Here is a 15,524-nt window from a genome sequence, read left to right on the forward strand (position 1 = left end):
GCGGCGCCCAGATTCGTGGATCAGAAAACCCAGCGTTCTTCGCGTGGCATGTCGCCCAGCGGCTGTGGCTGGTCGACATCCATCATGCGCATTGCACCGTTGTCGGCCTGGCTGCTGCTGACAGCGCTGAAGTGCGTCTGCGTTGCGTGCTGCATCGAAATCAGGGGCTCGGGTTGCTGACTCTGTTCCCAGCGCAGGTATTGCTGGCAGGCGATCAGAGTAATCAGCAGCGCAAGTGCGCCAAACAGGGCCTGCTGCAGGTGCAGTGGCGAGATACGCATTTGGGCGGCACGTTGGCGAGTCATCCTGGGTTCCTCACTCTTATTCGGTTAGGGCAGTGCATATCTGCCCGGGCTGAGAGAGGTATTGCAGCCTGCATGCCAGCTTTTTTGTTTTAAAAAAACCAATAAAATCAGATAGTTACAAACGTAATGAGAAATCAGGACGACGCATCCTGCACGATGGGTCATCCAAGGTCGTGCGAAATGCACGAATGCTTCGTAGGAGAAATCATTCTTTTTGAATTGAGAGCAGGGTGCGGATGTCAGAAAAGGAAGCAGGCAAATGCCTGAAAAACGCCGGTTGTTTAAAAAATCAACAAAATCAGTGAATTAGCCTTGAGGGCAGGAGAGAGCTACCCTGCTATGACTGGAATCGATCAGAATCAACCATGCAACTTGCCCGATTTTTCCGGGACTAACCCAAGACATTCACTTATGGAGCGTAGGAAAAATGGAATCAGCCACTGAGCATCAAGGCCGCATTCTGCTGGTGGACGATGAATCCGCCATCCTGCGAACCTTCCGTTATTGCCTCGAAGATGAAGGCTATACGGTTGCCACCGCCAACAGCGCGGCCCAGGCTGACGCGCTGTTGCAGCGTCAGGTGTTCGATCTGTGCTTCCTCGATCTGCGCCTCGGCGAAGACAATGGTCTCGACGTGCTGGCGCAGATGCGCATCCAGGCGCCGTGGATGCGGGTGGTGATCGTCACAGCCCATTCGGCTGTCGATACGGCGGTGGACGCGATTCAGGCGGGCGCCGCCGATTATCTGGTCAAACCGTGCAGCCCTGACCAGCTGCGCCTGGCGACCGCCAAGCAGCTCGAAGTCCGCCAGCTCTCGGCGCGTCTGGAAGCCCTCGAAGGCGAGATCCGCAAACCCAAGGACGGTCTCGATTCCCACAGCCCGGCGATGAAAGTCGTACTCGAAACCGCGCGGCAAGTGGCGAGCACCGATGCCAACATTCTGATTCTCGGCGAGTCCGGCACCGGTAAAGGTGAGCTGGCCCGGGCGATTCACGGCTGGAGCAAGCGCGAGAAGAAATCCTGCGTCACCATCAATTGCCCGTCGCTGACCGCCGAGCTGATGGAAAGCGAGCTGTTCGGTCACAGTCGCGGCGCGTTTACCGGGGCCAGCGAAAGCACCTTGGGTCGGGTCAATCAGGCGGATGGCGGCACGCTGTTTCTCGACGAGATCGGCGATTTTCCACTGACATTGCAGCCAAAGTTGCTGCGTTTCATCCAGGACAAGGAATACGAGCGGGTAGGGGATCCGGTCACCCGGCGCGCCGACGTGCGCATCCTCGCGGCCACCAACCTCAATCTTGAGGACATGGTGCGCGACGGTCGTTTCCGCGAAGACCTGCTGTATCGCCTGAACGTCATCACTCTGCATCTGCCACCGCTGCGCGAGCGGGCCGAAGACATCCTGACCCTGGCCGACCGCTTCCTCGCCCGTTTCGTGAAGGAATATGCCCGTCCGGCCCGTGGCTTCAGCGACGAGGCCCGGGAAGCGCTGCTGGGTTACCGCTGGCCCGGCAACATCCGCGAGCTGCGCAACGTGGTCGAGCGGGCGAGCATCATTTGCCCGCAGGAGCGTGTGGAAATCAGCCACCTCGGCATGGCCGAGCAACCCGCCAACAATGCGCCGCGCGTCGGTGCGGCCTTGAGTCTCGACGAGCTGGAGAAAGCTCATATCGGCGCTGTGCTGGCGACTGCCGGAACCCTCGACCAGGCGGCCAAGACTCTCGGGATCGACGCCTCGACCCTGTATCGTAAGCGCAAGCAGTACAACCTGTGAGCGCCCGCCGATGAAACTGGCGATGAAGTTGCGGACCCGCTTGTTCCTGAGCATTTCCGCGCTGATCACCGTGGCCTTGCTCGGGCTGATGCTCGGGCTGGTCAGCGTGATGCAAATGGCCGGTACTCAGGAGGCGCTGATCCGCAACAACTTCGTCACCCTCGACCTGGGCCTCAAACTGCGCCAGACCCTGGGCGATCAACTGATCATGATGCTTGCCGAGAAGCCCGATCCGGTGGCCTTCGAAGCGTCCAAGCAGCATTACTTCGAACTGCTCGACGAGGGCATCGCCCAGGAACAGAAGGACGACGGACGCCAGTACGGGTTCAGTCAGGCCAAAGCGGATTATCTGAATTTCCTTCAAGCGTTCGATGTGTCCCGCGACCCGGCTGCGGCCCTGAGCGGCAGCGGCGATCTGCGCGAACGCTTCAATACTCTGCGCAACGGCTTGATCGCCGAGCACAAGCACGCACTGGATAACATCAACTCCGTACAACATGCCGCCCGCGACCGGGCGTTGCTGATTGCCGGCCTGCTCGGGCTGGTGGGGCTGGCGGTGTTGATCATCGGTTTCATTACCGCCCAGGGGATTGCCCGCCGGTTCGGTTCGCCGATCGAGGCGCTGGCGAAAGCGGCGGACAACATCGGCCAAGGTAATTTCGAAGTGACCTTGCCGGTGTCTTCGGCCATGGAAATCAACCTGCTGACCCGGCGTTTCGGGCTGATGGCCGAAGCCCTTCGCGAGCATCAGGCGACCAATGTCGATGAATTGCTGGCAGGCCAGCAACGTTTGCAGGCCGTGCTCGACAGCATCGATGACGGTTTGCTGATGATCGATCGTCAGGGCCATCTCGAGCACTTGAACCCGGTGGCCCAGCGGCAATTGGGTTGGGACAGCGACCGCTTTGGCGAAGGCCTGGGCACCGCGCTCCAGCGTCCGGAGCTGGATGCGCAGCTGCAACTGGTGCTGCGCGGCGGCACCCTTGAGCGCGCGCCGGAAGATTTGAGCATCGAGGTTGACGGCGAGTCGCGACTGCTGACCTACAGCCTGACCCCGGTCAGCCATACCCAAGGGCATATCCTCGGCGCGGTGATGGTGCTGCATGACGTCACCGAGCAGCGGGCCTTCGAGCGGGTGCGCAGCGAATTCGTATTGCGTGCCTCCCACGAACTGCGCACGCCAGTGACCGGCATGCACATGGCGTTCGGGCTGTTCCGCGAGCGGGCGAAGTTTCCGGCGGAATCCCGTGAGTCGGATCTGCTCGACACGGTCAATGAAGAAATGCAGCGCCTGATGCAGTTGATCAACGACCTGCTGAATTTCTCACGCTATCAGAGCGGGTTGCAGAAACTCACGCTGGCGCCGTGCTCCATCGAAGATTTGCTGGCTCAGGCGCAATCGCGTTTTGCCGACACGGCGGCGCAGAAGGGCGTGGCATTGAATGTCGAGGTACAGAGTCCGTTACCGCGCTTGCAGGCCGATCAGGCCCAGCTGGATCGGGTGCTGGACAACCTGATCGACAACGCCTTGCGCCATACGGCCCGTGACGGCCTGATCCGTTTGCAGGCACGCCGGCATGGCGAGCGGGTGATCATCAGCGTCGAAGACAATGGCGAAGGCATCGCCTACGGTCAGCAAGGGCGAATTTTCGAGCCGTTCGTCCAGGTCGGACGCAAGAAGGGTGGGGCCGGACTCGGGCTGGCGCTGTGCAAGGAAATCGTCCAGTTGCATGGCGGCCGGATGGGCGTCTATTCGCGGCCGGGGCAGGGCACGCAGTTCTACATGGCGCTGGCGGTCTAGGCTTCGTCGTCCATCCGGCGGCCGGCGAGTCGCCGTCCTCGGGTAATCAGCTCGATGAATTGCACGGCGCTCAAGGCATGGGCGAACAGCCAGCCCTGACCGAACTTCACGCCTTCGCTGCTGAGCAGCGCCGCCTGGGATTCATGCTCGATACCTTCAGCGATCACTTTCAGATCCAGTGCCTGGGCCATGTGAATGATGTGCGGCGCCACACCGCTGCTGGCCGCGTCATGGCCGAGGGCGTCGATAAAGGCCTTGTCGATCTTCAGGCAGTCCACCGGCAGGGTCTGCAGGTAGGCGAGGCTGCAATAGCCGGTGCCGAAGTCGTCGATCAGCACTTGATGGCCGACATCGCGCAGCGCCTGCAGGTTTTCCCGGGCCACCACCACATCGATCAGCCCGCGCTCGGTCACTTCGAACGCAATCTGCCGCGCTGCCACCCGGTGCAGGCTCAGTAGCCGCGCCATGACCTGGCCGATGCGCGGCACCATCACATCGCATGCCGCCAGGTTCACCGAGATGTACAACTGCGGATTGGCCCGGAGCAGTTGGCCCAGTTGTTCGAGCAGGCGCTGGAGGACGAAGTCGGTCATCTGGCGGATCTGCCCGGTGTTTTCCGCCATCGGAATAAACAGGTCGGGGCTGGTCAGCGTGCCGTCCGGCCGGCGCCAGCGCAGCAAGGCTTCGGCGCCGACGCAGTTGCGGCTGTCGAGATCGAAGATCGGTTGATACAGCACCTGCAACTCGCCACGGCGGATTGCACCGTGAAGCTCGGCGTCCAGCGACTGACGCTGGCGGACGATCCAGAACACCAGAACGCCCACCAGCGCCCCGAGTACCAGACAGAACGGCACCATCCACCACCACAGCTCCGGAATGTGCATGCCCGTGCGCGGACTGATCAGCACCAACTGGTATTCCGGGTTGTCGGTGGGCATGCGATAGATCAGACGCGTCTGGGTGACTTGCAACGCGTCGGTGGATTTCGGCGGCCACGGCTCAGTGGGCGGCCAGGCCTGTGGCACGCCGAGCACCGGAATCGCCCGGGTCCCGTGATCCAGCACCACCAGCAGGCTGCTGTCGGGAGACAGGTCGACCATGTCGGTCAGGTGCCCGCGTGAGGTGGCCACGCGAAAGTTGCCGCGGCCGAGCATCAGCGCCGCGCGGTTTTCGTCGGGTTCGGTGGTGGTGTTCAGCCAGTAGCTGTAGGTCGGGCCCTTGATGTCCGGTGGGCGGACGACTGACAGGCCTTCCTGGCGCGGGCGGTTGGAGCAGATGCGCGAGGCATCCATGTAGGCAGCTTCATAGACGAAGCGGTAGTTGAAGGTTACTTGCTGCAGCGTGGCGATCATTTCGTCATCGCAACTGCGCAATGGCTGGGCTTCGAGATCGTCGAGGCTTTCACGCAGCTGGCCGAACAACTGCTCCAGGCGAGCCAGGAAGCGCTCGCCCTGGGCGTTCATTTCCTGGCTTTCGTTCTGTTCGACCTGATGCATGGCCACGAACAGCCCACCGGTGATCAGCAGACCCGCGCTGAAGACAGCCGCCAGCATCGCCAGAAACCACGGACGATAAAACCAGCTACGCAGCGTCTCTCGGGTAGCAACCATATGGATATCCGAAGAATTACCAATGAGTTATAGCTGCTGATTGCGTTTTCGCCCTGACCGTCGGGCGGGCGTCATTATTTTGTCTGATTCAGCACCAGCAGCAACGCTGCCGTTTGCGCATCCGGCGTGCCGTCGAAGCGGGCAGGGCGGAAGTGCATCTGGAAGGCTGCGAGGACATGGCGGGTCGCCACGTCCAGCTCGCCGTTCTGCGGCGTTGCGTAGCCCAGGCGCGCCAGTTGCGCCTGGAACCAGCTGATGCTCGGCAGCTCAACGTCGAACCGCACTTGCTGGCGGGCGACGGCTTGTTCGTCCGGCCACAAGCCAAGGCCTTCGGCAGCCAGGCGCTTCCACGGGAACAATGGGCCCGGATCAAGCTTGCGCAGCGGTGCGATGTCGCTGTGACCGATGATGTGGTCCGGGCTGATGCCGTTGCGTTTGCTGATGTCCTTGAGCAGGACGATCAGCGATTGCACCTGGGCTTCGCTGTACGGAAACCACACGCGCCCGGTCGGAGTGTCCTTGAAGCCCGGGTTGACGATTTCGATGCCGATGGAGCTTGAGTTGAGCCAGGTACGGCCTTGCCATTCGCTCTCGCCGGCATGCCAGGCGCGCAGGTTTTCGTCCATCAGCTTGTAGATCGTGCCGTTCTTGTCGTCGCCGATCAGGTAGTGGCTGCTGACTTCACCGTGGGTCAGCAGTTGCAGCGAACGCTCAAGGGAGGCGGAGGTGTAATGCACGATCACGAATTGCGCACGGCTGTCGTGATTGGCAGAAGGATGGCTGGTGTCGTAGCGGGGGCCGTTGGCACAACCGGCCAGAACGAGCAGCGACGTGATGAGGGCAACGAATTTCATGGCAGTACACGCAAGTCAGTAATGCAACAGTGTAACGTACTGACCTGCGTGCGAACGGCAAAAGGGCTGATTTAAATGAAATGGAACAATTGTCTTCAGCCCAGCTCCACCCGGTTGCGACCTGCGTTTTTGGCTCGGTACAACGCCTGATCGGCTCTTTTGAGCACCAGATCGCTGTGTTCTCCCGGTCTGAACGCTGCCAGCCCCATGGAAATGGTGATCGTGACGCGCTCACCCTTGAAGTGGAACGGGCAGGCCTCGATGGACGCGCGCAGGGTTTCCAGCAGTTTGGCGCCGACGGCCGGCGGAGTGGCCGGCAGCAGCAGGACGAACTCCTCGCCGCCGAACCGGGCAATGAAATCGCTGCCGCGCAGACGCTTGCGCAGCACCGTGGCGATGATCTTCAGCACTTTGTCGCCGGCCAGATGGCCGTAGTTGTCGTTGATCCGCTTGAAGTGATCGAGGTCGAGCATGGCCAGGCTCAAAGTATTGCCATGCTGCTGCCACTGGGCGATTTCGTGGTCGAGCCGTTCGCTCCAGGCAGCGCGGTTGGGCAGGCCGGTGAGCGGATCGATCAGGGCTTTCTGGCGCTGCTCTTCAAGGTGTTCGCGGTAGCCCAGTGCTTCCTGCTCCATATGCGCCACCCGTTCGGCGAGGCTTTTCAGGCGCCCAGCCACTTCCTGCTCACGGGCGTCTCGCTGTTTCTGATGCTGGTCCATCGTGCCAAGCAGGCCTTCCAGGTGGTTTTCCAGAACCTGCTTGAGGTCGTCCAGGTCCGCCGCTTCCTGCACGCTGTTCTGCAGGCCATCGACCTGTTCACGGATCTGCGTGTCCATCGCCCGCGACGCCGAGCTGTTGTCGGCGTGACCTTCGCTGGCGGCCTGCAGGTTGCTCTGGAACGCTTCGAGGCGCTCGTTGAGCTGCTGCAGATAGGCTTCGAACTCGTGCTGACCGCTGTCGGTGATGGCCAGCATCAAGGTCGCCAGATCGTCGAGGATCGGTAGCAGTTCGTACCAGTTCAGGCCATTTTTCAGCCGGTCGCGCATGGCTTCGGCTTGCGGGCGGTGGCGTTCAGGCAGGGTCAGGTCGTCCAGCAGGCCGATCAGCGTGTCTTCGATGTGCTTGGCCACCGAGCTGTAGGAGGGTTCGGGCGAATCCGGCAGGGCATAGAGAATGTCTTGCTCGGGTTGCTCCGGGTCGATGGCCGCCAGGGCCTGCGCGATGGGCTCGGGCAGGGGCAGGCTGTCGAGGAAGACCGGCGGCGGGTTGTCGCCGGGGTGGATCAGTTCGTCAGGGTTGATGGCGATCGGTGTCGATGGCGCAAAGACCGGAGGCGGCGTGAAGGCTTGCGGCTCGGGTTCTGGCCCGGAGAGTTCCGGCTCGTTGGGAGTCGTAACGACTTCTTTGAGGATCCGGGCAGGCTCGAAGGCAGCCACTTCCGGCTTTGCCACAAGCTCAGGTGTTGATACTGGTGTTGGTGCTGAAGCTTGAAGTGGCGTGACCAGAGGTGCGGCGACCGGTGCTTCACTGACGGCGGCAATGGCTGCCGGTTCGGCGATTGCAGCAGGCGCTTCTGGCATTGGCGCACTTTCAAGCGCGGCGGGCGGTTGCTCTGGCTGAGCGGCCGGAGTGATCACGGCAGGCTGAGCCACAGGTGCAGGCGTTTCCTCGCTGTCGCGGCTGCCGAACAGGCGTTGCAACAACCCCGGACGTCCCGGCTCCGCCGGTGTCTCCAGTTGGCTCAACGCCTTGCCCTGCAAACCGCTGAGTTCGCTCAGCAATAACGGCATTTCCCGGGCCTGACTGACTCGCCCGTCGAGCTGCTTGGCGAATTTCTTCAGTGGCTGGGCGACGTCTCGGGGCAGGGGCAGCGCTTGCAGCTGAGCCACCAGTGAATTCAGCGCGGTGCTGACCTGCTCGATCCGGGTTTCACGGCGTTGCTCGGAGTCGAGCACGGCTTTTTCAAGGCGCGGCAACAGGGCGGCGAGGCCGGCATCCATGTCGTCGGTGCGCACCACATCGCGCATTTCCTTCATGCACTGATCGACCACGCGATCGGTGCCTTCAGCCGCGAGCGTGCTACGCACCAGGCCGCGGCGCAGCAGGTCGAGCCGGGCGTCCCATCGACGTTCGAGCTTTTCCTGTTGTTCGATGCTTTTGAGGTATTTCTCTTTCCAGCGCTGGGCTTCGTCGCTCATTCAGGCGTTCCGCGAGGGGCAGGACTCAGCGCGGGCAATGCATCGGCCGTGAGCGAACCCGGCAGACGAATCTCTACCGCGACGGGCAGGTGATCGGAAATCGGTTGGGCCAGCACTTCGACCTTTTCCAGCGTCAGGGTCGGGCTGAGCAGAATATGGTCCAGGCAGCGCTGCGGGCGCCAGCTGGGGAATGTCGCTTCGAGTTGCGGGGCCAGCAGGCCTAGGTCGCGCAGGGGTGAGTGTTGCAGCAGGTCGCTGGCGTGGGTGTTCATGTCCCCCATCAGCACCTGATGCTTGTAGCCGCCGATCAGCTCGCGGATATAGGCCAGTTGCATGGTGCGTACCCGGGCGCCGAGCGCCAGGTGCATCATCACCACCACCAGCGCCTCGGGACCTTCGCCAAAGCGCACCAGGATCGCCCCGCGACCTTTCGGCCCCGGCAGCGGATGGTCCTCGATCGCCCACGGGCGCAGGCGACTGAGCACACCGTTGCTGTGCTGGGCCAGTCGGCCAAGGTTGCGATTGAGTTGTTGATACCAGTAGGGAAAGGCGCCGAGGTGGGCCAGGTGTTCGACCTGATTGACGTAGCCTGAGCGCAGGCTGCCGCCATCGGCTTCCTGCAGGGCGACCAGGTCGAAGTCGCCGAGCAGATTGCCGATTTTCTGCAGATTGCCCGAGCGGCCGGGGTGCGGCAGCAGGTGCTGCCAACTGCGGGTCAGGTAGTGCCGATAACGCTCGGTACTGATGCCGACCTGGATATTGAAGCTGAGCAAGCGCAAACGGCTGTCTGCGGGCAAGCCCGTGGACTCCAGGTGATGCTCGTTGACCTGCGGATCATGCAGGCCCACGAGACGTTCGGTTCCCCAGCGGCGCATGGCGATTGCCGCGCTTAGTTGGCGGCTGCCTTGTTGGCCGCTCGCTCTTTGGCAACCAATTGGTCAGCCAGTTTCAGAGCCTCTTCGGCACCACCGGCAGAGCCGATGTCAAAGCGGTATTTGCCGTTGACGATCATGGTTGGAACGCCGGAGATTTCATATTTCTTGGCCAGTTCACGAGCCTTGACGATCTGGCCCTTGATGGCGAAGGAGTCGAAGGTGGCCAGGAACTTGTCCTTGTCCACGCCTTGGGTGGCGAGGAAGTCGGCCATGTCGTTCTTGTCGGTCAGCTTCTTGTGTTCTTTCTGGATCGCGTTGAACACGGCAGCGTGAACGCTGTGCTCGACGCCCATGGCTTCCAGGGTCAGGAACATCTGACCGTGTGCGTCCCAAGGGCCGCCGAACATGGCCGGGATGCGCACGAAGTTGACGTCGGAAGGCAGCTTTTCAACCCAAGGATTGATCACCGGCTCGAAGGCGTAGCAGTGCGGGCAGCCGTACCAGAACAGCTCCACCACTTCGATCTTGCCAGGCACGGCAACCGGTACCGGATTGCTCAGCTCGACGTACGGGGCAGCAGGTGCTTCGGCAGCCTGGGCGGTTACGCCGAACAGGCTGGCAGCGACGAGAGCGGCGCTGATGATCAGATTACGCATGCTTTACTCCTGGACAATTTTGTTCGCCTCGCGCGAGCTGTTTTCAGACAGATCCTGGCGGGCATGAGTTCTGTAGTGTAACGGCAGCGGCCACAAAAAAGGGCGGCCAAAGCCACCCTTTTTATACTTCATGCAACGGATTAATCGAGCGTTAACGTGGCAGGCGTTGCCCTTCGCGCGCAACGCTCGAATCACCATCGCAGGCCTTGCCTTAGTGCAGGCCTTGAATGTAGCTGGAGACCGCCGCGATGTCCTCGTCGCTCAGCTTGCGAGCGATGGTGCGCATGGTCATGGCATCGCCGTCGTTGTTGCGACCGGCTTCTTCCTTGCGGAAATCGGTCAGCTGTTTGGCGATGTATTGAGCGTGCTGGCCACCCAGGTGCGGGAAGCCGGCGGCGGCATTGCCCGCGCCGTTCGGCGAGTGGCAACCGGTGCAGGCTGGCAGGCCTTTTTCCAGGTTGCCGCCACGGAACAGGGCTTCACCGCGAGCGACGATCTTCGGATCGGCGGCGCCGACGCTGCCTTTCTGGCTGGCGAAATAGGCGGCGATGTCAGAGAGGTCCTGATCGCTCAGGTTGGTCAGCAGTCCGGTCATTTCCAGAACGGTGCGCTTGCCCGACTTGATGTCGTGCAGTTGCTTGGTCAGGTAGCGTTCACCCTGGCCGGCCAGTTTTGGAAAGTTTGGCGCCATGCTGTTGCCATCCGGGCCATGGCAGGCCCCGCATACGGCAGCCTTCGCCTGGCCTGCGGCGGCATCGCCTGCAGCATGGGCGAAACCTGAAATTCCCACGGTCAACAGCAGACTCACGATCAGTTTGTTCATCAGCTAATCCAACTACGGCTAAGGGTTAAGAGTTATGGACCGGGTTTACTTCCGCTCATCCAGAGGATGATGGCCTGGTAATCCTCGGCACTGCAGTCCATGCACAAACCACGCGGCGGCATCGCCTTGAAACCCTGGGTCACGTGTTGCACCAGCGTCTCCATACCTTTCGCCAACCTCGGCGTCCAAGCTTCCTGATCGCCTCTTCTGGGCGCCATGGGTAGTTGGCCGGAATGACAGGCACCACAAACACGGTTGTACACGGCTTCCGGATCCTGTGTAGCCTGTGCGCTGTAAAGCGGCATCAGAACTCCGGCAGCCAGCAGCCATTTCGTCATAAAACGACCTTTTCAGGGTTGAGAGCGATCTGCGTTCTGTTGCGCAATCAAAGTCTGTCGCTCTCGTGAACTTCATCCTTCGCTGGGACAAAGCACACACAAAATCTGCGGCATTATATACTGGCGTCACTGAAACGGAAGCGACACCGCGTTCCGCGCCCAATCCCGGCGCCGCCCACATCGGAAATCCCATGCAACTCAAGAATCCCATCCTCGGCCTGTGCCAACAGTCCACGTTCATGCTCAGTGCCGCCAAAGTCGATCAGTGCCCCGACGACGAAGGCTTCGAAGTGGCGTTCGCCGGTCGTTCCAACGCCGGTAAATCCAGCGCGCTGAACACCCTGACTCACGCCAGTCTGGCGCGCACCTCGAAAACCCCGGGTCGCACACAGCTGTTGAACTTCTTCAAGCTAGACGATGAACGGCGTCTGGTCGACCTGCCGGGCTACGGTTATGCAAAAGTACCGATCCCGCTCAAGCAACACTGGCAGCGTCACCTCGAGGCTTACCTCGGTGGCCGCGAGAGTTTGAAGGGGCTGATTCTGATGATGGACATCCGTCATCCAATGACCGACTTCGACCTGCTGATGCTCGACTGGGCCGTTGCGGCCGGCATGCCGATGCACATTCTGCTGACCAAAGCGGACAAGCTGACCTACGGCGCAGCCAAGAACACGCTGCTCAAGGTGCAGTCGGAAATCCGTAAGGGATGGGGCGATCTGGTGACAATCCAGCTGTTCTCCGCACCAAAACGCATGGGCCTGGAAGAGGCCTACACCAAGCTGGCGGGTTGGATGGAGTTGGCGGATAAAGGCGCTGAATTGCCTGCTGAGTAAATCGCAGGCAAAAAAAGCCCCGGACTTCATATGGGGAGGGAGAAGTTCCGGGGTTCAAGTTCCGAACCGCTAGGGCGGGGTTCAGATATCTGCCAACACTTAACACAACATAGGAGCATCGAAGGGCTTCACCAGCCATTCAGTATCTCTGAGTGGCCTGTCGCAAGATTAGTTCAGATTCTTTTCAAAAAACTTTGGAATAAGCTCAAGAGCGATCAGAACTAAGCCCCTTCCGATGCCTTTGCCGCGACGTCATGTCACGGCAAAACCCCGTCCCAGACGGTCTCAGTGTGCCTCGTCCCAGTTGTTGCCGACTCCCACTTCCACCAGCAACGGCACATCCAGCTTCGCCGCTTCGCTCATGTGGACGCGAATTTCGTCGCGAACTTGATCGACCAGATCCTCACGAACCTCCAGTACCAGTTCGTCGTGCACCTGCAGGATGACTTTGGCATCCAGCCCCGAAGCGCTCAGCCAGTTGTCCACCGCCACCATGGCTTTCTTGATGATGTCAGCTGCGGTGCCCTGCATCGGCGCGTTGATCGCCGTGCGTTCAGCGGCAGCCCGTTCCTGCGGCTTGTTGGAGTTGATGTCCGGCAGATACAGGCGACGACCGAAAATCGTTTCCACGTAGCCTTGATCTGCTGCCTGGGCGCGGGTGCGGTCCATGTATTCACGAACGCCCGGGTAACGTGCGAAGTAGGTGTCGATGTACGCCTTGGCGGTCTTGGTGTCGACGCCGATGTCCTTGCCCAGCTTCTGCGCGCCCATGCCGTAGATCAGACCGAAGTTGATCGCCTTGGCGCCACGGCGCTGGTCGGACGTCACTTCGTTCAGCTCGACCTTGAACACTTCCGCAGCCGTGGCGGTGTGCACGTCCAGATTATTGCGGAAGGCGTTCATCAGGCCTTCGTCGCGGGACAAGTGCGCCATGATCCGCAATTCGATCTGCGAGTAGTCCGCTGCCAGCAGTTTGTAGCCTTTCGGCGCGACGAACGCCTGACGGATGCGTCGGCCTTCGGCGGTGCGCACCGGGATGTTCTGCAAGTTCGGATCGCTCGACGACAAGCGGCCGGTCGACGCGACAGCCTGATGGTACGAGGTGTGGATACGCCCGGTGCGCGGGTTGATCTGCTCCGGCAGGCGATCGGTGTAGGTGCTTTTCAGCTTGCTCATGGAACGGTGTTCCATCAGCACTTTCGGCAGGCGGTGGTCGTCTTCGGCCAGTTTTGCCAGGACTTCTTCGGCAGTGGACGGCTGGCCCTTGGCGGTCTTCTTCAGCACCGGCAGGCCAAGTTTTTCGTAGAGGATCACGCCCAGTTGTTTCGGCGAGCCCAGATTGAATTCTTCACCGGCGATTTCGAACGCCTCACGTTCCAGTGCGACCATCTTGTCGCCCAGCTCGATGCTCTGAACGCCCAGCAGCGCGGCATCGACGAATGCACCCTGGCGCTCGATGCGGGCCAGCACCGGCACCAGCGGGATCTCGATGTCGGTCAGTACGCTGGCCAGGCTCGGGATGGCGCTCAGCTTCTCGAACAGCGTCTGGTGCAGGCGCAGGGTCACGTCGGCATCTTCGGCGGCGTATGGGCCGGCCTGTTCCAAGGCGATCTGGTCGAAGGTCAGTTGCTTGGCACCTTTGCCGGCGATGTCCTGGAAGCTCACGGTGGTGTGATCCAGGTACTTCTGCGCCAGGCTGTCCATGTCGTGACGGGTGGCGGTGGAGTTGAGCACGTAGGACTCAAGCATCGTGTCGAAGGCGATCCCGCGCACGGTGATGCCTTCGTTCTGGTCGCCACCGATGGCGCAGTTGGCCAGGATGTTCATGTCGAACTTGGCGTGCTGGCCGACCTTGAGCTTGTTCGGGTCTTCGAGGATTGGTTTCAGCGCGCGCAACACAGTGTCGCGATCCAGCTGCTCCGGCACACCGATATAGGAGTGGGTCAGCGGGATGTAGGCCGCTTCGTTCGCCTGCACCGCGAAGGACAGACCGACCAGTTGCGCCTGTTGCGCGTCGACGCCGGTGGTTTCGGTGTCGAAGGCGAACAGCTTGGCGTTCTTCAGTTTTTCCAGCCAGGCATCGAAACGGGCCTGATCGAGGATGGTCTCGTACGCAGCTTCAGCCGGAGCGGCGGACGCTTCTTCCGCAGGCGCGCTGAACAGGTCGATGGCCGGCTCAGGCGCGGCGGCGCTGCTCAGTTCCAGACGTTTGGCATCGCGCTCCAGATCGTTGATCCAGCTCTTGAACTCCAGCAGGGTGTAAAGCTCAAGCAGCTTGGCCGGATCTTCCGGGCCCATTTGCAGGTCATCGAGGCCGATGTCCAGCGGTACGTCGACCTTGATGGTCGCCAGTTGATAGGAGAGGAACGCCATCTCCTTGTGCTCTTCGAGCTTCGCCGGCAGGGTCTTGGCGCCGCGGATCGGCAGGGTCGGCACGATGTCGAGCTGCGCATACAGCTCGGTCAAGCCGCCGTTGACGCCCACCAGCAGGCCGGACGCGGTTTTCGGCCCGATGCCAGGAACACCGGGGATGTTGTCGGAAGAATCGCCCATCAGGGCCAGATAATCGATGATCTGCTCCGGAGCGACGCCGAATTTCTCCTTCACGCCCTCCACGTCCATCGAGCTACCGGACATGGTGTTGACCAAGGTAATGTGGCCGTCGACCAGTTGCGCCATGTCCTTGTCGCCGGTGGAGATGATCACCGGACGATTGGCGGCCGCGCTGCTGCGGGCCAGGGTGCCGATCACGTCATCGGCCTCGACGCCTTCGACGCACAGCAGCGGGAAGCCGAGGGCTTTCACGCTCTGGTGTAACGGCTCGATCTGCAGGCGCATGTCGTCGGGCATGCTCGGGCGGTTGGCCTTGTATTCGGCGTACATCTCATCGCGAAATGTCCCGCCCTTGGCGTCGAACACCACGGCGAACGGGCTGTCCGGATATTGCTTGCGCAGGCTCTTGAGCATGTTCAGCACGCCCTTGACCGCGCCGGTCGGCAGGCCTTTGGACGTGGTCAGCGGTGGCAGCGCGTGAAAGGCGCGGTACAGGTAAGACGAACCGTCCACCAGGACGAGGGGGCTTGGCTCATGAGCAGGATCAACCTTTTCGGCGGGTCCGGCGCTAGAATAGCGGGACCGTTGACGACAAAGGGACAAGGTTATCATGCGTACGTTAAATCGCTTGCTGCTGGTCAGTTTGATTGCTGTCTCACCGTTGCCTGCGATTGCGGCGGATGATGCGCCGTCAGCGGAGCCGGAAGTCACCATCCGCACCGAGGGTGACAAAACCATACAGGAGTACCGGCAGAACGGTTTCCTGTACGCGATCAAGGTGACCAAGAAGGGTTTCCCGCCCTATTTTCTGGTGCGTGCGGACGGTACTGATGCAAACTTCATCCGCTCGGACCAGCCGGATATGCTGATCCCGGCGTGGAAGATTTTCGAGTGGAAGTAG

The 15,524-nt window shown here is 61.2% G+C and carries 13 protein-coding genes; 4 read left to right on the forward strand and 9 right to left on the reverse strand.

Annotation, left to right across the window (positions count from 1 at the left end; genetic code table 11):
- Positions 1-20: 20 nt before the first annotated feature.
- Positions 21-305: a hypothetical protein gene (locus R1A29_RS29370; protein ID WP_039764878.1), complete on the reverse strand. Its 285-nt coding sequence runs from the start codon at positions 303-305 to the stop codon at positions 21-23.
- Positions 306-732: 427 nt separating this feature from the next.
- Between R1A29_RS29370 and algB the strand changes: the two genes are divergently transcribed.
- Both algB and R1A29_RS29380 read left to right on the forward strand, forming a co-directional pair.
- On the forward strand, positions 733-2,079 hold the full coding sequence (gene algB / locus R1A29_RS29375; protein ID WP_025112294.1) for a sigma-54-dependent response regulator transcription factor AlgB: 1,347 nt from the start codon (positions 733-735) through the stop codon (positions 2,077-2,079).
- A gap of 10 nt (positions 2,080-2,089) precedes the next feature.
- The gene (locus tag R1A29_RS29380) at positions 2,090-3,880 is read left to right on the forward strand and encodes a KinB sensor domain-containing domain (RefSeq protein WP_305834566.1); all 1,791 of its coding nucleotides are present in this window, start codon (positions 2,090-2,092) and stop codon (positions 3,878-3,880) included.
- Here R1A29_RS29380 and R1A29_RS29385 read toward each other — a convergent pair.
- The 7 genes from R1A29_RS29385 to R1A29_RS29415 all read right to left on the reverse strand — a co-directional run bounded on the left by R1A29_RS29385 (position 3,877) and on the right by R1A29_RS29415 (position 11,234).
- Entirely contained in the window at positions 3,877-5,490 is a 1,614-nt protein-coding gene (locus R1A29_RS29385; RefSeq protein WP_438300268.1) for an EAL domain-containing protein, read from the reverse strand. The genes R1A29_RS29380 and R1A29_RS29385 overlap by 4 nt on opposite strands.
- A gap of 74 nt (positions 5,491-5,564) precedes the next feature.
- Complete coding sequence (locus R1A29_RS29390) at positions 5,565-6,344, reverse strand: N-acetylmuramoyl-L-alanine amidase (protein WP_438300269.1); 780 nt, start codon at positions 6,342-6,344, stop codon at positions 5,565-5,567.
- 95 nt (positions 6,345-6,439) lie between these two features.
- Positions 6,440-8,542: a diguanylate cyclase gene (locus R1A29_RS29395; RefSeq protein ID WP_438300270.1), complete on the reverse strand. Its 2,103-nt coding sequence runs from the start codon at positions 8,540-8,542 to the stop codon at positions 6,440-6,442.
- The gene (locus R1A29_RS29400) at positions 8,539-9,417 is read right to left on the reverse strand and encodes an endonuclease/exonuclease/phosphatase family protein (protein WP_085713047.1); all 879 of its coding nucleotides are present in this window, start codon (positions 9,415-9,417) and stop codon (positions 8,539-8,541) included. The genes R1A29_RS29395 and R1A29_RS29400 overlap by 4 nt, the downstream gene beginning before the upstream one ends.
- Before the next feature lie 14 nt (positions 9,418-9,431).
- Positions 9,432-10,073: a thiol:disulfide interchange protein DsbA/DsbL gene (locus R1A29_RS29405; protein WP_085713046.1), complete on the reverse strand. Its 642-nt coding sequence runs from the start codon at positions 10,071-10,073 to the stop codon at positions 9,432-9,434.
- A 211-nt stretch (positions 10,074-10,284) separates the two neighbouring features.
- Complete coding sequence (locus R1A29_RS29410) at positions 10,285-10,896, reverse strand: c-type cytochrome (protein WP_065260178.1); 612 nt, start codon at positions 10,894-10,896, stop codon at positions 10,285-10,287.
- A 32-nt stretch (positions 10,897-10,928) separates the two neighbouring features.
- Positions 10,929-11,234: a c-type cytochrome gene (locus R1A29_RS29415; protein ID WP_085713044.1), complete on the reverse strand. Its 306-nt coding sequence runs from the start codon at positions 11,232-11,234 to the stop codon at positions 10,929-10,931.
- A 191-nt stretch (positions 11,235-11,425) separates the two neighbouring features.
- Between R1A29_RS29415 and yihA the strand changes: the two genes are divergently transcribed.
- Entirely contained in the window at positions 11,426-12,070 is a 645-nt protein-coding gene (yihA, locus tag R1A29_RS29420) for a ribosome biogenesis GTP-binding protein YihA/YsxC (RefSeq protein WP_305834569.1), read from the forward strand.
- A 285-nt stretch (positions 12,071-12,355) separates the two neighbouring features.
- Here yihA and polA read toward each other — a convergent pair whose 3' ends face one another.
- A complete protein-coding gene (polA, locus tag R1A29_RS29425; protein ID WP_438302105.1) occupies positions 12,356-15,139 on the reverse strand; it encodes a DNA polymerase I in 2,784 nt (927 codons plus the stop codon).
- 94 nt (positions 15,140-15,233) lie between these two features.
- Here polA and R1A29_RS29430 point away from each other — a divergent pair, with 94 nt between their 5' ends.
- Entirely contained in the window at positions 15,234-15,524 is a 291-nt protein-coding gene (locus tag R1A29_RS29430; protein WP_114880887.1) for a DUF2782 domain-containing protein, read from the forward strand.

Origin of the sequence: Pseudomonas sp. NMS19W (genome assembly GCF_051554255.1) — a bacterium.
Classification (GTDB): Bacteria; Pseudomonadota; Gammaproteobacteria; order Pseudomonadales; family Pseudomonadaceae; genus Aquipseudomonas; species Aquipseudomonas kribbensis.